We start from the raw sequence: 23,353 nt of genomic DNA on the forward strand, positions 1-23,353 counted from the left end.
CTACCTGGTTACCTCAGCTGCACATTAGCGCACAGCTCAGGTGCCGAGCTATTTGTATTGCGCCACTTCAGGCTGGGGATAAACCCGGCAGGCGCTATTTCCCCAGCCATAGACCCTACCCCAGGTCGCAGAGTCTCACGCTCCCTTAAGGGAGTTCTCCCCACGTCCCCTGAAACCATTAAAGGCTTCAAGGGAGAGAGACACCTGGGAAGCCTCTCAGGGAAGAGTGCAGTTAGCCCCTTGTCCTTCGGGCGCCAACCACACCCCACTACCCTCAGCACTCGCCAGAGATTATACGGAGACCTTCTTAGGTTCTGCGCAGTGCCTGAGTTCCTTCCATCGGTTGACTCAGACACCGTCCCTGACTCACGCTGAGAGCTTTCTATCAACGGAAGGTAATTTTTCGGGACTCTCTCAGATAACCCCAATCCTCGTTGAGGAGCATACTTGAGTATTCCTATCACGCTCGTGTATGCAGGGTTTACCTCCTTGATTGCTATCCCGTATCTTCTGGCAAGGCTAATAATCCTTTCCTTGAGCTTCTTGTAGCTGAAGCTGTGTCTTATCCTCCTTAATTTCCTTCCTGAGTAGTCTCCTTTGTGTCCTTTGTCCTTTATCTTGAGAGACTTTAGCTCGTTTCTTGTCTTTCCTTCAAGTAGTCTTTTGTATGCAAACCTCATGCAGGAAGACCATCTTCTCATAAGGTCGTCAAGTATCTTTCTCTCTTCTCCCTTGACCTTAAGCCTTGCCTGAATTGTCGTCTTAGCTGTCTTCATCTCAGCCGCACCTGTAATATCCATTATTGTGCACTATTTCTTAACTGTTGTGAACCTCCTTTAAGATTATTGTAGTAAAATCTTTCACATGGAAGACATAAAAAAGCTGGTTTCAAAGTATGTAAAAGCCTCTTTTGATTACGAGCTTTACCTGGAGATTACCAACAGGCAGCTTATAGAGGTTTCTGATGAAAAACTTGAAAACTTGGTAAAGGCTAAGGAAGCTGGCTTGGGTGTGAGAGTTTTGAAAGAAAACAGGATGGGATTTGCCTACACCACCGACCTAAAAGAAGATGCCATAAAGGACTGCGTGGAGAGAGCCATGGAAATATGCGAGCTTACTCCTCCAGATGAGGGCTTTTCCTTTAACTGTCAGAAACCTGAGGAGGGTCCTCCCTGTCTATACGATGATGAGGGTGTGTCTGTCCCGACAGAGGACAAAGTAGAGCTGGTGATATCCATAGAAAAGAATGCAAAGAGCTTAGATAACAGAATAAAGGGTGTAAGAAAGGTCAGTCTGAGCGAAAAGCACTTAGAGACATACTGTTATAACTCGTGCGGACTTGAATACTACTGTAAAAGCACTTTCTACAGATCACTCATCTCAGCTCTTGCAGAAGAGAAAGGTGATGCATCCATATCCTACGACTACAGAGCTTCAAGAAGATTAAAAGAGCTGGACTTGGATGGCATGGTAAAGGATGTAGTTTTCAAGGCTACATCCCTGCTCCATCCTGAATCCTACGAGACAAAGGTGGTGCCTGTTATACTCTTTCGTGATGTGTCTGCCTCACTGCTTGAAGCCTTTGGTAGCATATTTTTGGGTGAGGCTCTTTTAAAAGATAGAACGCCTCTTAAGGGTAAGGTAGGAGAAAGTGTGTGTTCGGATGAGATTAGCATAATTGACGATGGCACGCTAAGCGGTGGCTATATGAGCTTTCCCTTTGATGCGGAGGGGATAAAAACCAAAAGAAATGTCTTGGTGGATAGAGGAGTTTTAAGGGGCTTCCTTCACAGCCTTTACACAGCAAAGAAGCTAAAGACTGAGCCAACAGGGAACTCTCTTAGGGAGAGTTTCAAAAGTCTGCCTGCATGTGGCATAACTAATCTGTACATAGATAAAAAAGATGCAAAGCTGGAGGACCTCATAGGGTCTTATGAGGAAGTCTTTTTGGTGCTTGACCTGATGGGACTCCACACCGTTGATCCAGTGTCTGGGGACTTTTCCTTAGGTGCATCTGGTATAATTTATAAAAGAGGGCAAAAGGAGAAGAGCGTGAGGGGAGTTACCATAAGTGGTAATGTGCTTGAACTTTGGAAGAGCGTGGTAAAAGTGGGGGGCGATCTTACCTTCTATGGGAATGTAGGTTCTCCCTCTTTACTGATTGAGAAATTAACGGTGGGTGGGTGATCATGAAAAGACTTTTAGGACTTGCTTTCTGTCTGCTGGGTGTTTTTCTCATGCTTTTTGGAAGCCTGACCTCCTTTGAACTTTACGCAAAAGAAAGGCAGAGAAAAATAAACATAAATATGGCAGGTTTCATATTAGATGTTTACAATGGAGCGCCTTCTTCAAAAATTCTTTATCCTGAGTACTCCACCGTAATACTAAAGACCCAGGATGGGAAAGTAATAACTACGGAAAACTTGTTGAAGGTTTTTGACGAAAGCATGTACTCTTCGGACCTTTACAAAGACAAGAGAGGTAATGAAATTTATGTGTATGTGAAAAAACCTACCTTGGGTGAATATCTGTACTTCTTTTTAGAGAATCCTCTATCTTTTGGTGTGCTCGTTTCCGGTGCTTTGATGCTTTTTGTGGGGCTTTTCCTCCTCTTCACTGCAGAAGTCAAGGCGGTAACGAGTAGGAAGGAGATAGATGATGGTTTTATAAATGGTCTTAAGGCTCTCAGATTAACGCTCTCCACCAGCAGGATCATACCGGAGGAAAGTCTTAACCAAGCCAAAAGGATACTTGATGATATACTAAAAAAGTATGGGGGTAAGGTATGAAAGTACTCGTTGTGTCCTTTGATAAAAGCTTGATAAAGGGTATAAAGGAAGCCTTGAAGGATTACGAGATCATAGATGTAAAGAACGGAGAGGAGGCTATAAATACTGTATCCACTTATGTAGATGCTATAGTGTACGATGCCATATCCGGCTCCATATCGGAGGAAGACATAAATAACATGTACCAGAAGAGGTTTAAGGATGCCAAATACATAGTGCTGGTGGATGAGCTATTCCCCGTTGATATGAACAATATAATAGTAAAAAAGAAGGTGAAACTGCCCAGGGAGGAGGCCCTTAGCAGGATAAAAGAGGCGCTTTTGGAAGAGCCCAAGGAAGAGGAACTGCCTACCGCTCTTCCAGAGATAGAATTGGTATCTCCTCCTTTACCGCAAATAGAAACAGGCTATACAGAAACCCCACCTTATGAAGAGGGGAGAAGAAAGGTGCTTGTAGTTTCCTTTGATAGCACCTTGACGGATACCATAAAGGCGACGCTCGGTACGGATTATGACATTACAAGCGTTAAGAATGTAAAGGAAGCTATGGAGAAGGCAAGAGAGGCTGATGTGATCATATTTGACACTATTTCTGGTGTTATAGCACAAAAGGCTCTCATGGAGATGTCTCAGAGTGAAGAACTTTCCCAAAAGCAATACATCCTTCTCATAGATGAGCTTTTCACCATAGATGTGGACAGCATACCTCTTCCTTACAAGTATTCCTTCTCAAGGGAAGCACAGCTTGGAAGAGCCATAGAGAAGGCAAGAGAGCTTTTGAAAGCCCCTCCTCCCATTGAGGCAAAACCGGCAGTGGAAGAAAGCCCACCTCCCCCTCAAGAGGTTTCCGAGGAAGTGCTGGGTCTTTTGGATGAGCTTTTCAAAGAGCAGAAAGAAGAAATTCCTCTGGAACCTACATTTGAAAAGGCGGAAGAAACTCCCCCCAAGTCAGAAAAACCCCTTTTAGAACCTACTGCTATTGACCTGAGCCATCTTGAAAAAACTCTGAAGGAGCATATAAAGGAGGTCCTCTCACAGAAAGTTTTAGAAGAAGCCTTTAAAGATGCACTGCAAGAGCTATCTATGGTATCCTCCCTTGAGAAGGTCCTAAAGGAAGAGATAAACAGGCAGCTCTCACTCATAGATGTAGCTTCTATAATAAGGGAAGAGGCTTCCAAAGCGCTCAGGGAGAGGCTAAAAGAACTTATTACTTGACAAAGAGCATCTCGCTTTTGTACCATCCCCAAACGGTAGGGAAGAAGTTGCCAAACTTGGGATATACAGCAAGCATGCTTTTGGGCGTAGCTATAAATATCATGGGTTGCTCTTGAGTTATTATAAGAAAGGCTCTTTTGTATATTTCCACTCTTTTTTCCGGATTTAGCTCTCTTGCTCCCTCGTCAAAAAGTTCATCCACTTGCCTCTCCCAAGGAGTTTGAGGTGTTTCCTGCCTTGGGTTCCACATGTGCAATGTTCCAGAGGAGTGCCAGACATTCCTGCCAAAGTAGGGGTCTAAGCTGCCTGTAAGCCCTATTATAACCGCCTCCCAATCGTAAGGTGGTGAGCTTATCTTTGAAACTAAGGTGTTAAAATCTATGGGTCTGAATATAACCTTCACACCTATCTTCTCCAGGTCTTCCTTTATTATGTTCCCTATGGTTTCCCTCTCTTTGTTGCCTGCGTTGGTAAGAAGTACTATCTCAAGCTTGTGTCCATCAGGGTCTTCCAACACTCCGTCACCATCCCTGTCTTTGAACCCAATACTTTCAAGCATCTTTCTGGCGAGTTTAAGGTCATACTTGTACTTGGGGTAGTAGTTCTCATCGTAATATGGTCTGTTGGCGGGTGTGATGGGTGTGTAAAGGGGCTGGGCAAGCCCGTTATACACAAGATAGCATATACCTTCCCTGTCTATGGCATGAGATATAGCTTCTCTGAAGGTCTTATTTTGAAACCACCTGAGTTTATACTCAGGTATCTTGGCTCTTGGGTTCTGGTTAAAAACAAGAAAGGTGGTAGAAGGTGTAGGACCAAGGTCGTAAAGCTGGACAGACCTTATCCTTGACATAAACAGCAGATCTTGGGGTCTCACACCTATGTAATCAGCATCCTTTTTGGAGAATCTTAAAAGAGCTGTGTCTGGGTCTTGCACTATGATGCCTGTTAGCCTCTTTATGTAAGGTAGTTTATTTCCGTAAGGATCTCTCTCATAATAGTATGGATTTGCTTGGTACTCAACAAACTGTCCCTTTACATACCTCTTTATCACATAAGGTCCAGTCCCCACTATCTCCTTAGGGTCTGTGTCCACATTCCAAGCTGTGGAGAAATTTCCTTCTTTTACATACCTTTCCAGCTTGTGCTTGGGAAGTATGGAAGCGCTCAAGGTCTGGAGAAAGGGTGCGAAAGGCTCGGGCAGATTAAATTCTACCGTGTACCTGTCTATTTTTTTTACGAATTCTTGCGCATCCTTCTGACTCTTTATAATCCCTCTGAGTATGTCTCCTGTAGAGTTGGGAATGTCCTTATTAAGATAGAGATCTCTGTATGTGAAGACCACATCGTCGGCGGTAAAGTCGGTGCCATCGCTCCACTTTACATCCTTTCTAAGATGGAACACATAGCGTCTCCCTCCATCTTGCTCCTCCCAGCTTTGGGCAAGATCTGGTACCACCTGCATAGTTTTGAGGTCCGTCTTGGTAAGTCCAGTAAACAGATAGTTTAAAACTGCTGTGGAGGTGGTCTCCTGCGCCACAACCGGGTTTAAGGTTTTGGGGTCACCATTTAATATAAAGTGCATGCTCCCTCCTTCTTTGCCTTTTGAAGGAACAAACTCGGAAGGAGAGAGTTTAATAAAGCTCACATTTTCTGAAGAAGGTGAGGAGGAGAGATAGAAGGGTAAAAATGCCAAAAGTACAAAGACTATAGCTAAAAAAGTGCCCCTCATGCTTTTGCGTACCTCTTATAGACTTCCTTGCCCTTTTGGTAAGCCCAACTTATGGTGCTTAGTACCTGCTCAATGTTTTCCGGGTCTGGCAAACTTAGCATGCTGAGCACATCCTCCACCACATTCACTATGTCCAAAAATCCTATTCTACCCTCCAAGAACATCTCAACTGCAGCCTCATCTGCACCAAGAAGCGCTGGAATATAGGCACCTCCCATCTCAGCCACCCACCTGCAAAGGTAAAGAGACCTGAACTTATTTGTATCCACCTTCTCAAAGCTCATAGGTGAAAGCGCCAGAAGGCTCTTTCTTTCAAATGGATATGTTTTTCTCTCTGGGTAAAATAATGCGTGCATGATGGGAATTTTCATGTCCGTCTGTGAAACATGAAAGAGAAAACTTCCGTCTTTTAGTTCCACTATGCCATGAACGACGCTTTGAGGATGCACTACCACTTCAATACTATCAACGGAAAGGTCAAAGAGGTTTATAGCTTCTATCATCTCCATACCCTTGTTCATCAAAGTTGCGGAGTCAACGGTGATTTTGGCTCCCATCTTCCAACGGGGGTGATTTAGAGCTTCTTCAACGCTGACATTTTTAAGCTCTTCCAATGGTCTATCTTTAAAGGGTCCACCTGAAGCTGTAAGGTAAACCCTCTTTATATCCTCTCTATCCACCAAGGACAGCAGCTGAAAAAGGGCATTGTGCTCACTATCCACAGGCACGATCATATCTCTTTTTTCTTTTACCAGATGCCCAAGGCATATGATAGACTCTTTATTGGAAGCCAGAAGTTTTTTATTTTTGGCAAGAGCATGATATGTGGGTAGGATGCCGTCAATTCCGGATATGGCATTCATCAGATATTCTGAACTTTCTATAACCTCAAAAAGTCCCTCATCTCCTCGTAGGTAAGTTGTCCCTTCTGGAAGGCTGCTTAGCCATTCTTTTGATGGCTCTTTATAAGATACCACATACTGAGGCTTGAACTCTATAGCTTGCTTGAGGAGTTTTTCAGAAGCGTTTTTGGCTACAAGCCCCACCATGTAAAACTCCTCTCTGTAAGCTCTTATAACTTCAAGAGTCTGACTTCCAACGGAACCTGTAGAGCCAAGGACACTCAACCTTCTCATAAAACACCTGCTCTTAGTATATCGTGCATGTGTATTATACCTTCTGGTCTTCCTTCATCATCTATAACTATAAGCACTGTTATCTTGTGCTCCTCCATCTTCTTGAGAGCCTCTGCTGCAAGCTCGTCGGATTTAACCGTTTTCGGGTTTTTAGTCATCACATCCTTTGCAGTGCTTGTGTTGAAATTGCCACCTCTTCTTACAAACCTTCTGAGGTCTCCATCCGTTATTATTCCCACCAGCTTTCCTCCTTTGTCAATTACAGCGGTTGCACCAAAGCCCTTACTGGTCATCTCTATAATCACATCAGGCATGGGAGTATCCTCGTATACTATAGGCACTTCCTCTCCCGTGTGATAAAGCTCTCTAACCACTCTTAGCTTTCTTCCAAGACTCCCGGCAGGATGCCGAAGAGCAAAATCTTCCTTTGTAAAACCTCTCAGTTCAAGCAGCACCATAGCAATGGCATCACCTAATACTAAAGATGCGGTGGAGGAGCTTGTTGGTGCAAGCTCAAGGGGACAGGCTTCTTTCTTTACATTCAAAAATAGGTGTACATCTGCGTATCTGGCAAGTGTAGAGTCCTCCCTGTTGGTTATAGCTATTATGGGAACCTTCAGGAGTTTCACATAAGGTATGAGTGATACCACTTCGGGAGATTCCCCACTGTTAGATACAGCCAGAAGCACATCCTTATGGTCTATGACACCCAGATCACCGTGCAGCGCCTCCGATGGATGCAAAAAGTGGGCAGGAGTGCCTGTGCTTGAGAGCGTAGATGCTATTTTTTGTGCTATATGACCAGACTTTCCTACACCCGTTGTAATGACTTTACCCTCACACGAGAGAATAATTTCAACAGCTCTTGCCAGGTTATCGTCAATGCAGTCCCTTAACCTTAAAAGTTCCCCTATCTCTATGTCAAAGACTCTTCTTGCCTTTTTTAGGATCTCCTCCTTCATGAGCTTTTATAATTTTCTATCCCTTTCCTTATCTCCTCTATAGCAAACTGCACACCTTTGAAACTTTCCACTTTGACCCATTTGCCAGGTTCTAACTCTTTGTAGTGTTCAAAAAAGTGCTTTATCCTGTCCAGTAGCACCTTGGGAAGGTCATCCACCGATTTTATGTTATCATAAGTGGGGTCTACTTTTGAGTGAGGCACCGCAATGAGTTTTGTGTCTGTGCCTTCCTCATCCCTCATCTCAAGCCCACCTATGGGTCTGCACCTTATAACACTGCCGGGAAATACAGGATACCTTGATATGACCAGCACATCCACAGGGTCTCCGTCATCCGCCAGAGTTTGAGGTATAAAGCCGTAGTTAAAGGGGTAGTGCATGGAGGTAAAGAGAAATCTGTCCACAAAAATAGCTCCACTCTCTTTATCCAGTTCGTACTTAATAGAGCTGTCTTGTGGTATTTCAATCACCACATAAATGTCCTCGGGAGGGTTTTTGCCGGGGGGTATGTTTTTTATGCTCATACTGTGTCACCTCCTGATAAAAATTTTAGCAGAAGTTGATAAAATAACTCTTATGAGCGGGTATGAAATTTTAAACTATCTTAGTCTTTTGACTATAGGGATCAGCGGACTTTCCATCCTTGCCGGACTTTTCTTCATAAAAAAAGGCAGAAGGGAGCTTCACAAAAAGTCTATGATAAACGCTTCCGTATTTGCCTTGATATTTGTAGCCCTGTACGTAATAAAAAACCTCCTCTTCCCAGCTTCCAAATACGAGGGTCCATACAGAGGTCTCTTCCTTTTTGTGCTTTGGTCTCATACCGCACTTGCCATCATCAACTTTCCCCTTGCGGTGATCACCTTAAGATACGCTCTAAAAGGAACTTTTGACAGGCACAGGAAAATAGCACCCATCACTGCAGGCGTTTGGCTTTATGTAGCTTTTACAGGCTGGCTCATATACTTCTTTATGCAGTGGTTAAACCGTTGAGCTACACTCTGAGCAAACTCCAAAAATCTCAAGGCGGTGGTTTATGGGCGTGAACCTGTACTCTTCGCACACCCTGTCCTGAAGCTCCTCTATCTCTTCTCTGGAAAACTCTATTATTTTTCCACACTTTACACATATGAGGTGCTCGTGATGAGGCCTTCCAGCCACAAATTCGTATATAGTCCTGTTGCCCAGCTTTATAACTTCCCTTATAGCTCCAAAGTCCTGAAGTAGCCTTATCGTTCTGTATATGGTGGACCTTGATGCTGTGCCTCTGTCCTGGCTTGTTATCCACATAACAAGGTCCTCTATCTCAAAGTGTGTCCCGTAGGATGCTATCTTATCCACAAGGTCCAGCCTGCTTTTGGTTATCTTGTAGCCTTTTTGCTTGAGAAACTGCTCAAACTGCTTTTTAAGCTCGCTCAGCTCCATACCATTAATATAGACCAAATGAATTTCATTTGCAATAAGAAAATGACAGCTTCATCTTAAACAGCTCAAGAAGACTCCTTATTATGTCCGACATGCTATAATTAACCCTGATGAGCCAAACCCAGAGTGGTGTCATGACAAAGTCTGAGGCGAAGTTTTGGGAGGTGCTGGAAAATCTCTATGCGGGAGCCGAGCCAGAAGGCAAGAGTGGGTACATAAATCTCATAAAGCAAAAGCGAGAATACTTTAGAGAGTTTGTAAAGCCAGAGCTTGAAGAGTATGTGCAAGAGAGAACAAAAGACTTCCCACAAGAGTTTAGAGAGGAGCTATACCACAAGCTTTATACCTTCTTTGAACCATACTTTTCTGACACCGGCAGTATATTCTTCGTCAAAAGCTACATCTACTACAAGCAGTATGAGAGAGTTTACACAGAGGAAGATGTAAAGCTCTTCTGGAAGACAAAAGACCTGTACTACCTCAAGTCAGACCTTCTCATAAGGTCCATGGAAGTGAGGTTTGAAGAAGAGGGAATTACCTTCTACTTTGACGCGAGTCAGTTGGAACACAAAAAGAACAACGAAAAGAAAAAGCTCATCTACAGTTTTGAAAAGATAGACGAAAAAGGCAGGATAGTGCTAAAGGTAGAATACTCAGAAAAAGGGAGAGAAACCAGAGAAGATGAAATAATCAAAGACATTAAAAAGAAACTCAAGGAAGAAGGCAAAACGCAGTTAGCTAAAGACTTCAAGGAAGAGCATCTGGACAAAGCCATAAATACCTTTGAAAAACAGACAAAGGTGGACTACTTTATACACAAAAATCCGGAGCAGTTTTTAAAAGAGCAGTTTAACCTCTGGCTCTCTCAGTACTTTATGGCACATGAGGAGGTAAACCTGAGTCCTGAAAGAGTAAACCAACTTCTGGCAATAAAGGATGTAGCCTACAGAGTGATAGAGGTTATAGCGAGGTTTGAGGAAGAGCTAAAGAGACTGTGGGAAAAACCAAGACTTGTATTTAACTCCAACTATGTGATAAGCCTGGATAGGATAGCAAAGAAGGAGGGGGGACTTGAGGTAATAAAGAAGATACTCAGTTATCCCGCTCTGGAGGAGCAGGTAAGGGAGTGGAAAGAGCTGGGAATGGTAGAAGAGGACTTTAACCCTAAGGACATACTACTTATAGGAACACTAAACCCAAAATGGCAGTTTTTACCCATAGACACCAAATACTTTAAGGACTTAGAAGAGGAAATTATAAGCCTTTTTGACCTTGACGAGGAGCTGGACGGGCTTCTTATAAAGAGCGAAAACTGGCAGGCTCTTAACAGCATACTTCCGAGGTTTAAGGAGAAGGTGCAAACCATTTACATAGACCCACCATTTAACAAGGAGCAAGATGCGGACTACTTTTACGAGGTGGATTACAAGGATGCCACATGGGCTACTATGCTGGAAAACAGGGTAAGATTGGGAAGGGAGCTACTCAGGGACACAGGGAGTATTTTTGTAAGATGTGATTATAACGGAAACTGGATTGTTAGACCTTTGATGGATGAGATTTTTGGAAAGGAGAATTTTAGGAATGAGATTATTGTTAATAGAACAAAAAAAATTTTTACAGGTGTTAAAGGATACAATGTAGCAACAGATGATTTGTTTTTTTATTCAAAGAGCCAAGGTTTTTGTTTTAATCCTCAATATAAACGGCGTGAAAAAGCACAAAAATGGTTAAATATGCATTCTCCTGGAGAAAGGAGACCTCCAGAAAGAATTATATTTGGTAGGTTGTTTTATCCTCCGAAAGGAAGACATTGGACATTTACTCAGGAGACTATTAACAAAATGATCAAAGAAGGAAGAATAAGAATTAATGAGGAAGTGGAATATATAGATATAAAAGGAAATAAAGTTAAAGGGATGCCTCAGTATTTAACTGGTGAAGACGAATTATTAGATTCTAACTGGACTGATATCCCTGGATACTCTCAAAATCAAGGTTTCCCTACCGAAAACTCCGAAATCCTCTTAAAGCGCGTCATAGAATCCACTTCCAACGAAGGCGATTTGGTTATGGACTTCTTTTTAGGATCTGGCACAACAACAGCAGTAGCACATAAACTCAAAAGAAAATGGATTGGTGTTGAGATGGGAGAGCATTTTTACACAGTGGTTTTGCCAAGGATGAAGAAGGTTTTGTTTTACGATAAGTCTGGCATTAGCAAAGAAAAAGATGTTAAGGAAAAGTACAACGAAAAATCAGCAGGTGGGTTTTTCAAATATTACGAGCTTGAGCAGTTTGAAGACCTGCTAAGAAATGTAGAATACTCTGAGAAATCTGGAAAGGAGTTTTATGAGGAGTTTCTTAAAAACTTCAAGGACTATAAGTTTTCTCAAGTGGACCCATTTCTCTTTGACAAGAGACTTGCTAAGGCTGTTAGAGTAGATGGAGATGATATTACGGTAAACTTTGAAGAACTTTATCCAGACAAAAAGGTGGACATCACGGAAAGCATAGTAAACACGCTTGGCATTAGCTACAAAGAAGCGAAAAACATAACTAAAGAAAAGTTGATGGAGTTTTACAGGAGGGTTTTACTGTGCCTGTAGCCCAAAACGAGCAGGTAGTTATCAAGCCTGTCTTACTTGACTATGTAGAGGGTCTGTCAGAGGGGTGGGGTATTAAAGTAAGCGAGGACTTTTCTGAGGAGAAAAAGCTTTTTGCTTATCAGGTACAGGCTCTTGAGAACGCTCTTAAGGCTCTTTACAGTTTTTACGAAAAATACAAAGGAGACAAAGAGGAGTTTGCGAGGATATACACAGAGTATTACGAGCTTCTCTCTCCAAAGGTTAAAAAGCAAGAACTCCTTGGCTTACTTTCTGAGTTTTACCAGCTTGACGAAAATACTCTGCCGTTTAAAGAGCTTTGCAACCGCATGTCCTTTTGGATGGCTACAGGCTCTGGTAAGACTCTGGTTATAGTCAAGCTAATAGACCTTCTTTTTGACTTGCAGAAGATGCAATTAATTCCACCAAAACCCGTGCTTTTTTTAACCGCAAGGCAAGACTTAGTGGATGCTTTTCGCAGGTATCTTGAAGAATTCAACAAAAGCAACCCAGGAAAGCAAATATCTCCTGTAAACCTCAAAGACTACCAAAAATCGCAGAAAAGTTTATTTAGAGAGGAAGCCAAAGTCTTTTTCTACAGGATGGACCTTATATCCGACGAAAAAGGAAAGGAGACCTTAGATTTTAGAACCTTCTTAGACAGAGACAGAGAAGGAAACCTGTTAGGAAACTGGTATGTTATCCTGGATGAGGCTCACAAAGGGGATAAGGAGGAGAGCAAAAGACAGTTTTTGGCAAGTGTGCTTTCCAAAGATGGGTTTTTGTTTAACTTCTCCGCTACCTTCACAGACCCTATAGATATAGCTACAACGGTTTATAACCTAAACCTTTCAGAGTTTATAAACAAAGGCTACGGAAAGCAGATTTACCTTTCTTACTCTGAAGTGGAGGGTTTTGAGAAGAAAGAAGAAGAAAGAGATTTTTCCAGAGAGGAAAAGAAGAAGGTAATCCTTAAAACTCTTATCCTGCTTGCAGGACTTAAAAAAGCCAAGAGGAAACTTCCAGACCTTTATCACAATCCCTTGACTATATACCTTGTCAATTCCGTAAATGTTGAAGAGTCCGACCTTAAGCTTCTATTTGAAGAACTCCTAAACTTTGCCCGCTTCATAGAAAGAGGTCTTTATGAAAAGGCAAAGGAAGAGCTCATTAATGAGTTTGGAAGCTCTTTTTACATTCTGGGAGATGGAAAGCTTGAATTTATGAAAGAGATTGTCAGAGATGTAGAGGTACAGGATATTTACAGGGAAGTTTATAACGCAAGCTCGGGAGGGACTATTGAGTATCAGTATTATAAGGAAAACACCCAGGAGGTTGCCCTAAAGCACACTGGTGCAAATGTACCTTTTGCCCTGATAAAGATAGGCTCAATAGAAAAGATAAAGAAAAACCTTCTGTGGGAGTATCAGGAGACAGTCCTCTACGAAGACCCAAAGTACTTTGAAAGACTCAATGAGCCTGACAGTCCTGTAAACCTTCTTATCGGTTCAAGAGCTTTTTACGAAGGCTGGGATAGTCCAAGACCCAATCTCATAGTGTTTATAAATCTTGGAACTCAGGCTGATGCAAAGAAATTTGTCCTTCAGGCTACAGGCAGAGGAGTGAGGATAGAGCCAGTCAAAAACCAGAGGCAAAGGCTAAAGTGGGTTTCTGAAAACCTTTCGGAGCTAAGAGACAAGATAGACAAACCTGAAGTCAAGGCTCTGGAAACTCTCTTTGTTTTTGCCACAAGCAGGAAGGCGGTGGAAACCATACTAAGCGAGCTGACCAAACTCAAAGAAGTTGCTGATTATAGTCAGGTGGAGCTTTACAAAAATCCCGAAGTGGAAAAACACCTTTTACTCATTCCCAAGTATAAAATAAAAGGCAAGAGCGTTTTTGAACTTGAGAGTCCTCCTAAGTTTAAACTAAGCGATGAAAATTACAAGCTTTTAAAGTTGTATCTTGACCTTATGCCCAAAGAGAGGTTTACGCTTGAGAGAAACTCAGACCTTGAAAAACTCAGAAAGATTGTTCAAAACAGTGGAAAATACTTGTTTATTGATGATGAATACCACTACAGGAACTTTGAAAAGCTTTTAAAGGCTCTTCTTAACTACTCAAAGGCTCAGGTGCAGGATATTGACGAAAGCGAACCCTTTATACCTCTTCCAGATGACGCTATAGTGCATTTTAAGGAGATTATGGTTAAGAAGGAACTGGTGGAAAAGTTTAAAAGGTTAGCGGAGGAGGTTTTTAACGCTAAGAAAATGAGCGAAGAGGAAGAGATCAGTAAAAAGTTAAAGGGTGTAGATAAGGAACTTGCAGAAGAGTTTAAAAGGTTAGCGGAGAAAGCCTTTGAGACTGAGAGAATAAAAGAAATTGATGGCATTACCCTTGAGAAGATCCTCAGTCATTACTACATACCCATGGTTTACACTAAGAATGCTCAGGACCTTGTAAAGCATGTTATAAGCGTAGAGAGCGAAGTGGACTTTATTCAAGCTCTAAAGGGAAAGATAGATAAGCTTGATAAAATTTGTGAGCATTGGTTTTTTAGCAAGCTGGATGAGCAAAAGGATAAAATATACATACCTTACATGGACAAAGAAGGAAGGCAAGCCAGATTTATACCAGACTTTATCTTTTGGCTCAAGCTAAAGAAAAACAAGTATGTAATCTACTTTATAGACCCTAAGGGCAGTGCACACACGGACTACGAGAGAAAGGTGGATGGCTACGAGAGGATATTTGTAGAAAATGGGAAACCAAAGGAGTTTGAGCATAAAGGCTTGAAGGTGGAGGTAAGGCTAAAGCTCTTTAATAAAGACTATAGCGGAGGAGAAAAGTATAAAGATTACTGGGTAAATTCCCAAGCTCTTTTTGAGGATTTGGTCGTATAATTCATAATGTATGAAGATTCTTATCTTTCTGCTGGAGGTTCTTATGGTAAGCTTAGCTTTGGCACAGGAGCTATACACTTACAAGCTACCCAACGGTGCCCACCTTATAGTAAAGAGAAGAGACGATACACAAGCTGTGGCTCTTCAGGTTTGGTTTAAGGTGGGCTCCATATACGAAAATTACCAGGAGAAGGGTATGGCACACTTTCTTGAACATATGCTCTTTAATGGTTCTGAAAAGTATCCTTACGGTGAGATAGATAAAAGAGTGGAAAGCATGGGAGGCAATATAAACGCCGGCACTTCCAAAGATTACACTTTTTACCACATAGAGATAGCAAAGCCTTATTGGAAAGAGGCTCTGGAGCTTCTGTATGAGCTTACCCAAAAACCCCTCCTTTTGGAAAGCATGGTAGAAAAGGAAAAACCTATAGTCATAGAGGAGCTAAAGAGAGGCAAGGACAATCCTACAACGCTTCTGTGGGAGGAGTTTGAAAAACTCTCTTACAAAGTCTCTCCTTACAGATTTCCCATAATAGGCTACGAAGAAACCATAAAAAGCTTCACAAGAGAGTCTTTGCTAAAGTTTTACAGAAACTTCTATCAGCCCAAAAACATGTACATAGTGATAGTGGGCGATGTAAACCCCCAAGATGTAAAGGAGGAGGTTTTAAGAACCTTTGGTAAGGAAGAAGGAAGGACTGTTGAGAGGCCACAGATACCAAAAGAACCAGAACAGATAGGACCAAGGTTTAAGGAGATCAAAGACAGCAGGCTTGAAAAGGCTTACTGGATAATAGGTTGGAGGTCTCCGGCGGTTGGTTCAAAGGAATACTACGCTTTGGTGGTGCTGGATCAGGTGCTGGGTGGAGGCAGAACATCCCTTCTATACAGGGAACTTAAAGAGAAAGGTTTAGTTTACAGCGTATTCACCGGTGACCTTGGAAGAGCGGAGGACAACATGTATGTTATAAGTGCTACCTTTGACCCGGGTAGGTACCACCAAGTTAAAGAAAGACTAAAAGAGGTTCTTGATGAGCTTTACAAAAGTCTTAGCGATGAGGAGGTAAAGAAAGCCAAGGAGAGGGTGATAAATTCAGACATATTTTCCAAGGAAAAGGCTGACAACGATGCTTATTACATAGGCTACTCAGCAACCGTAATAGGAACGCTTGACTACTATAAGTACTTTGAAAACAACATAAAGTCCGTGAGAAGACAGGATGTGCTTAAAGTTTTGAAAAAGTACTTAAATGATAACTACAACGAAGTCCTTATGGTGCCGGAAAGATGATGGCAGTACTTTTTTTACTGATGCTGTTTACTCTCTCTTTTGGAGGTGGAAAGGTGCATGAGCTTGTCCTTGACAACGGTGTAAAGGTTTTGATAAAAGAGACTCACGGAAGTGGTATAGTGTCCGGAGTTATTTTTATAAAATCCGGTGTGCATGGAGAGAAAAAGAGGGGTCTTACCTATCTTACCGCCCTTATGCTCACCAAAGGTACTAAAAAGTACACCTCTTATGACATAGCCAGCGCCTTTGAAGATTACGGCGGTAGCATATCTGCAAGTGCTACGGACGATTATGTGGAGATAGATTTTGCCACCAAACTGGAGGGGCTAAAGAGAGGGCTTGAGGTTATACATAGTATGCTCTACGAACCAGCCTTTAACCAAGAAGACCTCAACAGAGAGAAGATGAATGTGATAAATGCCATAAGGTCTAAGAGGGAGAGGGGTATGGAGTTTGCAATGGAACACCTGAGAGCTTTAACCTTTAAGGGCACAGCTTATGAAGTTTCACCTCTTGGAAAGGAAGAGGATGTAAACAGCATAAGCAGGCAGGATGTGATAGAAAGGTGGGGAGAGATCCTAAAGGGGGAAGATGTGGTAGTCAGCCTGGTGGGGGATTTCAAAACTCAGCAGGTGGAGAGCATGATAAAAGAAGCCTTTTCTAAGGTCCCATCTGGAGCTTACAAAGGTTTTGAGCATAAAGATGTATACATAGAGGCTGATGAGATTCAAAAGGTAAAAAGGCCGGGGGCTCAAGCAACCGTTTTGTGTGCCTTTAACGCACCTTCTATAAAAAGCGAAGATGCCTTTACCTTTAAGGTGCTTACCAGCGCGTTGGGCAACGGTATGACCTCCAAGCTCTTTAAAGAATTAAGAGAGAAAAGGGGTTATGCTTATGCTACTTATGCCTACTACCCTACCAGATACTTTTCTCCCAGGATGTTTGCCTATGTGGGCACATCTCCGGAAAAGGGTGAGTCAGCTTTAGAGGACCTCATAAAGGTGGTTCAGTCTTCTGAGCTTACAAAGGAGGATGTAAAGCTTGCCAAGAGCAAAATAATAGGAGACTTTCTCTTAGACCACCAGACGAGGTTAAAACAGGCATGGTACCTTGGCTTTTATGAAATTATGGGCTTTGGGTGGAAGATGGACGAGATGTATCCTGATAAGATTGCAAAAGTTAGCTTTGAAGATGTGGTCAAACTCCAGAAGGAGTATCTGAAAAAGTATCAATGCGTTTTGGTGGAGCCTTAAAAACTCAGTTCCCTCTTTAAACGCTCCATGTCCTTTATCTTTATCTCACCTCTTCCTAACTCAATGACCCCATCCCTCTCCAGGTCTTTCAGAAGTCTTGAGATAACCTCCCTGACAGTTCCTATATCTTTTGCTATTTCCTCGTGCGTGGTCCTCAGAACTTTTGAATTTATGGATTTCTCATAGAGGTATCTTAGGAGCCTCTTATCCACTCTCTTTGATAAGAGCTCGTTGAGCATGGTGAGAAGCCCGTAAAGGTTCTTTGCTATCATCTCAAGAACAAAGTTTCTCCATTGGGGATATCTGTCAAAAAACTCTCTAACGGTGCGTGCATCCATTATAAGCCCGATGGTGTCCACTTCTGCCACCGCATAAGCAGGGTAAGGTAGGTTTTTAAGTATAGAGATGGTGGTAAACATACATGTCTCGCCACTACCTATGGTATACAAAAGGAGCTCCCTTCCGCTCTCCAAAAGTAAGTAAACCTTTAAGGAGCCGGAAATGACTATGGGAGATACTTGGCACTGGCTACCGGGAAAGCCTAACATGGTGCCTGCCTTTATCTCCACCTTCTGGGATCTCGTAGAAAGATCCCTTTTGAACTCTTCGGGGGCAAAGGGGAAAAGCTTACATGCAAAGCCGTAAACCTCTTCAGAAACTTCCCTTATCATGCCAAAAAAATATATTCCTCAGTGTCTAAAGTGCCTTATCCCTGTAAAGACCATGGCTATACCATGCTGGTTGGCGGCTCTTATGACCTCGCTATCCCTTATGGAGCCTCCCGGCTGTATGATGGCGCTGATGCCTGCCTTGTGAGCAAGGTCAACGCTATCACGAAAAGGCAGAAAAGCTTCCGAAGATAGTACGCTACCTTTGAGGTCAAAGCCGTATCTCTGAGCTCGTGCTATGGCGCACCTAAGACTATCCACACGGGATACATTACCAGAACCTATGCCCAGTGTCCTCCCATCCTTTGCAATGACCATACTGTTGGACTTGGCATATTTGCTGACTTTCCATGCAAAGAGAAGGTCCTTTAGCTCCTCCGGTGTGGGATGCCTTTCTGACACCACCTTTATCTCCTGATAGTCCTGGTTGTCCTCTTCCTGAAGCAGATAACCTCCGCTGACTTTTTTAATGTCAAAGGAGTAAGAGTAGCCAAAAAACTGTATGACTCTCAGGTTTTTCTTCTTGGAGAGCAGACTAAGAGCATCCTCTGTAAACTCTGGTGCTATCACCACTTCAAGGAAAATCTCTGTAAGCTTTTCTGCTAATGCTTTATCAACTCTGTCGTTAAAGGCAACTATCCCGCCAAAGGCTGATTCTCTATCGGTGTTTAGAGCCTTTTCAAAAGCATCTGTAAGGTTCTTTCCAACAGCCACACCACATGGGTTTCCATGCTTGACTATAACACATGCAGGTTTTTCAAACTCGCTCACAAGCCTGATAGAGCTGTCTGCATCAAGGTAGTTATTAAAAGACATCTCTTTGCCCTGCACTACTTTGGACTTTGTTATACCAAGCTCCTCTAAGGGATTTTGCAGTAGCCAACCCTTCTGGTGGGGGTTCTCGCCATACCTGAGAGTGGCACCAAGAAGGAAAGGAAGGGCAAACTTCTCTGGAAGGGTGTCCATCTCAAAAAGTGAAGAGAGACTCCTTGATATTACAGCATCGTAGTATGAAGTCAGAGAAAAAGCCTTGTATGCCAAATACTTTCTATCTTTTAAACTTAGTGAACCATCTTTTAACTTCTGAGCTACCCACTCATAATCTTTTGGGTCGCACACCACAACAACTCTGTAGAAGTTTTTGGCGGAAGCTCTAAGAAGCGTAGGACCTCCTATGTCCACAAACTCCATAAGCTCCTCTTCTGTAAGGTCATCTTTTAGCTTTTCCTCAAAGGGATAAAGATTTACCACCACCACATCTATGGGCTTTATACCTAACCTATCTATCTCCTCTTTGTCCTTTTCTACCCAGTGCCGGTAAAGGATACCTGCATGCACCACAGGATGTAAAGTTTTTACCCTCCCACTTAGCACCTCAGGAAACTGCGTAAGCTCCTCCACCTTTTTAACTTTTATGCCTTGCTCCTCAAGGAACTTTGCAGTGCCTCCAGTTGATACAATTTCGTAGCCAAGTTCCTCAAGAGCTTTTGCAAATTGGTATATGCCATCTTTGTTGTATACGGATATTAAAGCTCTCATTCGCTCTTTTCAGACTTCTCTTCCTTTGCTTTTGGTTGATAGCTTACTATGGCTTCCTTTGTAAAGGTAATTCTCGTGTTGGCATCCACCCTTAGTGTTATAGTGTCTTCTCCTATCTCCACCACGGTACCCCATATGCCACCGCTGGTTATCACCTTATCACCCTTCTTTAGATTTGCCAAAAACTCCTGATGCCTTTTTCTCGCCTTTTGCTGAGGTCTTATCATGAGAAAGTAAAAAATGGCAAAGATGCCTATAAGAAAGACAAGCTGAACGAAAAAGGCTCCTGCTGGTCCTCCCTGTGCAGTCTGCTGTGCAAAAGCTATATCTATCATGATTCACATTATAACACATCCGCATGGTAAAATTAGTCCTGTATGGGAATACTTGACAAGTTCTTCAGAAAGAAGAGGGAAGAAAAGGAGAGTCTGTGGACCAAATGTCCCGAATGTAAGACCATACTCTACATACCTGAACTTTCTGCAAATCTTAAGGTCTGTCCCAAGTGTAACTACCACTTCCCTATGAATGCAAAGGAGCGCGTTGAATCACTTCTGGACGGTGATGTAGAGGTACTTTTTGAAAATATCTTACCTAAGGATCCACTTGGCTTTAAGGATACAAAATCGTACAAAGACAGAATAAGGCAGGCGCAGGACGAAACAGGTATGAGCGAGGCTATTCTGGTGGTGCGTGGAAGACTCAGGGACATTCCTATGGTGCTTACGGTTATGGATTTTAGCTTTATAGGTGGAAGCATGGGCTCCGTTGTTGGAGAAAGATTCTACAGAGCTTGTAAGCTTTCCGCATCCCAAAACTTACCACTTGTGTCTGTTATCACATCGGGTGGGGCGAGAATGCAGGAGGGTATACTCTCTCTTATGCAAATGGCTAAAACTTCCATAGGTGTGGGACTTCTGGAAGAAAAAGGCTTGCCTTACATAACGGTGCTTACAGACCCTACTATGGGAGGGGTTTCAGCAAGTTTTGCCTTTCTTGGTGACATAATCTTAGCTGAGCCAAGGTCCTTAATAGGCTTTGCAGGTCCAAGAGTTATAGAGCAGACTATAAAACAGCAACTACCAGAAGGCTTTCAAAGGTCTGAGTTCCTTTTGGAAAAGGGCATGCTGGATATGGTTGTCCACAGGAAAGAACTCAAGGATGTGCTTTACAGACTTCTAAAGATGAGCACACATGGGGGAAGGTATGTTGGTATTTGATGAAGACCATCCTTTTGCCTTAGCTTACAGATTGGTTCAGGAAGGAAGATTAGACCCTTGGAATGTAGATATAGCAGAGCTTGCCAATATATACCTTGAAGAGATAAAAAAAATGGAAGTGCTTGACATGCGTGTGCCTGCAAGAGCAGTGCTTGCTGCTGCATTTCTCCTCAAAAAGAAAGTGGATCTGCTCTTCCCTGAGCCTAAAAAACCTCGTGAAAGAAAGAGGCACTTTACCCTTGATGAAATACTGCAAGAGTTTGAAGAGCAAGAAGAACACATAAGCGAATCAATAGTGGAAATTGTGAAAAGTGAGAGAATTACAGTCAGAAAGAAAGCTCCAGTTAGAAAGGGGAAAGGTAAAATTATACCCATCCATATATCAAGGTTTGAGCATGTACTGGAAGAGATAGATAGACTCATATCTGAAGGTTTGAGGAGGTTTTCCCTGCTGGAGCTTTTTTGGGGGAAAAATCTGGCTCCTTATGTAATGGCTATTATGGTCCTCTACAGTGAAGGTAAGGTGGACCTCCATCAGAAGGAACCTTACGGCGACCTTGTAATTGAGGTGTTAAAAGATGAATAAGAAGGTGGTGGGTGAGGTCTTCTCTCAAGTCAGCAAACTTTATGACCCATTCCTGAAAGGTATAACTTTGGGAAACATAGATAGGTGGCAGAGAGACCTAATAGAGCTTTTGGATAATGAGGGCAATCGGCTTGATGTAGGAACGGGTACAGGTGAGGTTTTAAAAAAGTCCATTGTAAAGGGATTGAAGGTAGGTATAGACCTCTCAATAGGCATGCTAAAAAGAGCAAAAACCAAATGTACTGATTGCCACTTTATACTTGCAGATGCGGAAAACATGCCCTTTAAAGACGCTTCTTTTAGAAGCATAACACTATCCCTAGTATACAGGCATATAGATGACAAGAAGGCTTTCCTCAAGGAGGCTTATAGGGTGCTTGAAAAGGGTGGCCATATATGCATACTTGATATAAACAGATTCTTAGGTACTCGGATTCTTACCTTCATAATGAGATACCCCATAAAACCCTTAGGGCTTTTGATGTTTGGCAGGGAAAAGTGGGACTTCTTCCTTCACTCTTTAGAGAGCAGTCTGAGCCTTTCTGAGGTAAAGCAGCAGCTTGAAGGAGAAAACTTCAAAGTTATACACATAAAGACTTACCTTTTTGGTTTAGTTTATCTATTAAAAGCCAGTAAGCTTTAGACGGGTATAACGCTTACATACTTCCTGTTTCTTCTGTCTTCAAACTTGACTATGCCGTCCTTTAGGGCAAAGAGAGTAAAGTCAGAACCCATACCTACATTGACCCCTGGATACACTTTGGTACCTCTCTGTCTGACTATTATACTCCCTGCCCTAACCAGCTGACCACCAAACCTCTTTACTCCAAGTCTCTTGGAATGGCTATCTCTTCCGTTTCTTGTTGAGCCACCGCTTGCTTTTGAAGCCATTTCATACCTCCTTAATCTCTTTAATTAATATTTCAGTGTAAGGCTGTCTGTGGCCTCTCCACCTTTTATAGTTCTTTTTGGCTCTGAACTTAAAAATGTGAACCTTTTTGTGTTTACCTTTTGCTACAACTTGTGCAATTACCTTTCCTTTGTAAAATTCCATATTTCCGTCATCCTTTCTTAACATTATAGGCTCAAACTCTACAGTCTGCCCCTCCGAAGCCTTTATACTCTCTATCCTGATTTTCATGCCCGGCTTTACCACATACTGTTTCCCACCTGTCTGTATAACTGCGTACATGAGCGCCTCCTATTTAGAAATAGGGGGACAAGCCCCCTATGAATTTTAGTTTACTTCTTCTGCTCACCAGCAGGAGGTTGTGCAGGTTGCTGCTGCTGCTGTTGCTGTTCTCCTGAGGGTTGTGAGGGTTGTGCAGGTTGCTGCTCTGCCGGTGGTTGTGCAGGTGGTTGTGCTGGTTGCTCTTGTGCGGGTGGTTGTGCTGGTTGCTCTGCTGGTTGCTCTGCAGGCTTCTTCTGGCAAGAAGCTAACAATGCTACGCCAACTACCCCGAGTGCTAAAAGCTTCCTCATATTTACTACCTCCTATTAATTTAATGGAAACATTATAAAATAGAAGTGGAAAAAAAGTCAAGGGGGTTTATTTTACTTCACTATGGGACTGTTTGTTGAAGATCTTCTCAATTTTGGGAACCTTATGGATGCGGAGATTGAGATAAAGCTCACAGAAGATATTCTTAAAAAAGCTTACCCAAATTTGACCTTTGAGCTTGGGGACGGGCTTCTGAGAATATATGTTGAAAGACGCGGGCTAATTTTTAAAAAAAGGCACGAGCTTAGACTGTTGGAGGATGCGCGAAATGTCAAAAGCAACAGAGACGAAGGGAGGAGATACATATTCATGAAGGCTCTTGTTAAGGACATTCCGGAGGATATGCTAAAAGGTGAGGAGTTTTTGAAAGATGGTGAGTACTTAGGTATGGATGTGTGGCCCTGTGTCAAGCTCACAGAAGTTTACGATAAGATTCCCAGGCAGTTCAAGGAAAGGTTAACCATTACAAGGTACAAGGTAAAAAAGGATGGGTTATCGGTTTTTCTCAGAGTGGAAAAGTAGTAT

24 protein-coding genes are annotated in these 23,353 nt (G+C 42.6%); 13 read left to right on the forward strand and 11 right to left on the reverse strand.

Annotated features, from left to right (window positions below; all coding sequences use genetic code 11):
* Positions 1–8: 8 nt before the first annotated feature.
* Entirely contained in the window at positions 9–776 is a 768-nt protein-coding gene (locus tag HTH_RS08090) for an IS200/IS605 family accessory protein TnpB-related protein (RefSeq protein WP_232500425.1), read from the reverse strand.
* A gap of 88 nt (positions 777–864) precedes the next feature.
* Between HTH_RS08090 and HTH_RS08095 the strand changes: the two genes are divergently transcribed.
* The 3 genes from HTH_RS08095 to HTH_RS08105 are packed head-to-tail and all read left to right on the forward strand — an operon-like array spanning position 865 to position 4,003.
* A complete protein-coding gene (locus HTH_RS08095; RefSeq protein ID WP_012964235.1) occupies positions 865–2,187 on the forward strand; it encodes a TldD/PmbA family protein in 1,323 nt (440 codons plus the stop codon).
* Between the two features lie 2 nt (positions 2,188–2,189).
* Positions 2,190–2,789 carry a hypothetical protein gene (locus tag HTH_RS08100; protein WP_012964236.1) on the forward strand — a complete coding sequence of 200 codons (600 nt, stop codon included), beginning with the start codon at positions 2,190–2,192 and terminating at the stop codon, positions 2,787–2,789.
* Positions 2,786–4,003, forward strand: a complete 1,218-nt coding sequence (locus HTH_RS08105) for a hypothetical protein (RefSeq protein ID WP_012964237.1) — start codon at positions 2,786–2,788, stop codon at positions 4,001–4,003. Before HTH_RS08100 ends, HTH_RS08105 begins: the two co-directional genes overlap by 4 nt.
* Here the strand turns inward: HTH_RS08105 and HTH_RS08110 are convergent.
* From HTH_RS08110 to ppa, 4 genes are read right to left on the reverse strand one after another with little or no spacing between them, the layout of a single operon-like run.
* Positions 3,996–5,735, reverse strand: coding sequence for an ABC transporter substrate-binding protein (locus tag HTH_RS08110; RefSeq protein ID WP_012964238.1), 1,740 nt, complete (start codon positions 5,733–5,735; stop codon positions 3,996–3,998). The genes HTH_RS08105 and HTH_RS08110 overlap by 8 nt on opposite strands.
* On the reverse strand, positions 5,732–6,871 hold the full coding sequence (gene dxr / locus HTH_RS08115; RefSeq protein WP_012964239.1) for a 1-deoxy-D-xylulose-5-phosphate reductoisomerase: 1,140 nt from the start codon (positions 6,869–6,871) through the stop codon (positions 5,732–5,734). The genes HTH_RS08110 and dxr overlap by 4 nt, the downstream gene beginning before the upstream one ends.
* Entirely contained in the window at positions 6,868–7,833 is a 966-nt protein-coding gene (locus HTH_RS08120; RefSeq protein ID WP_012964240.1) for a KpsF/GutQ family sugar-phosphate isomerase, read from the reverse strand. The genes dxr and HTH_RS08120 overlap by 4 nt, the downstream gene beginning before the upstream one ends.
* On the reverse strand, positions 7,830–8,357 hold the full coding sequence (gene ppa, locus HTH_RS08125; protein ID WP_012964241.1) for an inorganic diphosphatase: 528 nt from the start codon (positions 8,355–8,357) through the stop codon (positions 7,830–7,832). The genes HTH_RS08120 and ppa overlap by 4 nt, the downstream gene beginning before the upstream one ends.
* Before the next feature lie 52 nt (positions 8,358–8,409).
* Between ppa and HTH_RS08130 the strand changes: the two genes are divergently transcribed.
* Positions 8,410–8,826 carry a DUF420 domain-containing protein gene (locus HTH_RS08130; protein WP_012964242.1) on the forward strand — a complete coding sequence of 139 codons (417 nt, stop codon included), beginning with the start codon at positions 8,410–8,412 and terminating at the stop codon, positions 8,824–8,826.
* Here the strand turns inward: HTH_RS08130 and HTH_RS08135 are convergent.
* A complete protein-coding gene (locus HTH_RS08135; protein ID WP_014462648.1) occupies positions 8,815–9,258 on the reverse strand; it encodes a Fur family transcriptional regulator in 444 nt (147 codons plus the stop codon). The two genes, HTH_RS08130 and HTH_RS08135, sit on opposite strands and share 12 nt — an antisense overlap.
* A gap of 110 nt (positions 9,259–9,368) precedes the next feature.
* On the opposite strand from HTH_RS08135, the gene HTH_RS08140 reads away from it, so the two are divergent.
* From HTH_RS08140 to HTH_RS08155, 4 genes are read left to right on the forward strand one after another with little or no spacing between them, the layout of a single operon-like run.
* Positions 9,369–11,867, forward strand: coding sequence for a site-specific DNA-methyltransferase (locus tag HTH_RS08140; protein ID WP_232500426.1), 2,499 nt, complete (start codon positions 9,369–9,371; stop codon positions 11,865–11,867).
* On the forward strand, positions 11,858–14,767 hold the full coding sequence (locus HTH_RS08145; RefSeq protein ID WP_012964245.1) for a DEAD/DEAH box helicase family protein: 2,910 nt from the start codon (positions 11,858–11,860) through the stop codon (positions 14,765–14,767). The genes HTH_RS08140 and HTH_RS08145 overlap by 10 nt, the downstream gene beginning before the upstream one ends.
* Positions 14,768–14,777: 10 nt before the next feature.
* Positions 14,778–16,061, forward strand: a complete 1,284-nt coding sequence (locus HTH_RS08150) for a M16 family metallopeptidase (protein ID WP_012964246.1) — start codon at positions 14,778–14,780, stop codon at positions 16,059–16,061.
* Entirely contained in the window at positions 16,058–17,314 is a 1,257-nt protein-coding gene (locus tag HTH_RS08155) for a M16 family metallopeptidase (protein WP_012964247.1), read from the forward strand. Before HTH_RS08150 ends, HTH_RS08155 begins: the two co-directional genes overlap by 4 nt.
* Here HTH_RS08155 and HTH_RS08160 read toward each other — a convergent pair.
* Genes HTH_RS08160 through yajC form a run of 3 tightly spaced genes read right to left on the reverse strand, consistent with a single transcriptional unit; the run spans position 17,311 to position 19,856 of the window.
* Positions 17,311–17,985 (reverse strand): Crp/Fnr family transcriptional regulator, encoded by a 675-nt coding sequence (locus tag HTH_RS08160; RefSeq protein WP_012964248.1) that lies wholly within the window; start codon positions 17,983–17,985, stop codon positions 17,311–17,313. The genes HTH_RS08155 and HTH_RS08160 overlap by 4 nt on opposite strands.
* Before the next feature lie 18 nt (positions 17,986–18,003).
* On the reverse strand, positions 18,004–19,521 hold the full coding sequence (gene purH / locus HTH_RS08165; RefSeq protein ID WP_012964249.1) for a bifunctional phosphoribosylaminoimidazolecarboxamide formyltransferase/IMP cyclohydrolase: 1,518 nt from the start codon (positions 19,519–19,521) through the stop codon (positions 18,004–18,006).
* Complete coding sequence (gene yajC / locus HTH_RS08170) at positions 19,518–19,856, reverse strand: preprotein translocase subunit YajC (RefSeq protein WP_012964250.1); 339 nt, start codon at positions 19,854–19,856, stop codon at positions 19,518–19,520. Before yajC ends, purH begins: the two co-directional genes overlap by 4 nt.
* A 42-nt stretch (positions 19,857–19,898) precedes the next feature.
* Here yajC and accD point away from each other — a divergent pair, with 42 nt between their 5' ends.
* The 3 genes from accD to HTH_RS08185 are packed head-to-tail and all read left to right on the forward strand — an operon-like array spanning position 19,899 to position 21,970.
* Positions 19,899–20,741, forward strand: a complete 843-nt coding sequence (accD, locus tag HTH_RS08175) for an acetyl-CoA carboxylase, carboxyltransferase subunit beta (protein WP_012964251.1) — start codon at positions 19,899–19,901, stop codon at positions 20,739–20,741.
* A complete protein-coding gene (locus tag HTH_RS08180) occupies positions 20,728–21,327 on the forward strand; it encodes a segregation/condensation protein A (RefSeq protein ID WP_012964252.1) in 600 nt (199 codons plus the stop codon). Before accD ends, HTH_RS08180 begins: the two co-directional genes overlap by 14 nt.
* Entirely contained in the window at positions 21,320–21,970 is a 651-nt protein-coding gene (locus HTH_RS08185; RefSeq protein ID WP_012964253.1) for a class I SAM-dependent methyltransferase, read from the forward strand. Before HTH_RS08180 ends, HTH_RS08185 begins: the two co-directional genes overlap by 8 nt.
* Here the strand turns inward: HTH_RS08185 and rpmA are convergent.
* Both rpmA and rplU read right to left on the reverse strand, forming a co-directional pair.
* A complete protein-coding gene (gene rpmA / locus HTH_RS08190; protein ID WP_012964254.1) occupies positions 21,967–22,218 on the reverse strand; it encodes a 50S ribosomal protein L27 in 252 nt (83 codons plus the stop codon). The genes HTH_RS08185 and rpmA overlap by 4 nt on opposite strands.
* A gap of 1 nt (position 22,219) precedes the next feature.
* Positions 22,220–22,519: a 50S ribosomal protein L21 gene (rplU, locus tag HTH_RS08195; protein ID WP_012964255.1), complete on the reverse strand. Its 300-nt coding sequence runs from the start codon at positions 22,517–22,519 to the stop codon at positions 22,220–22,222.
* Positions 22,520–22,598: 79 nt separating this feature from the next.
* Between rplU and HTH_RS09905 the strand changes: the two genes are divergently transcribed.
* Both HTH_RS09905 and HTH_RS08205 read left to right on the forward strand, forming a co-directional pair.
* Entirely contained in the window at positions 22,599–22,847 is a 249-nt protein-coding gene (locus HTH_RS09905) for a hypothetical protein (RefSeq protein WP_012964256.1), read from the forward strand.
* Positions 22,848–22,891: 44 nt separating this feature from the next.
* On the forward strand, positions 22,892–23,350 hold the full coding sequence (locus HTH_RS08205; protein WP_012964257.1) for a hypothetical protein: 459 nt from the start codon (positions 22,892–22,894) through the stop codon (positions 23,348–23,350).
* The last annotated feature ends 3 nt before the right edge of the window (positions 23,351–23,353 follow it).

It is taken from the genome of Hydrogenobacter thermophilus TK-6, assembly GCF_000010785.1.
Classification (GTDB): domain Bacteria; phylum Aquificota; class Aquificia; order Aquificales; family Aquificaceae; genus Hydrogenobacter; species Hydrogenobacter thermophilus.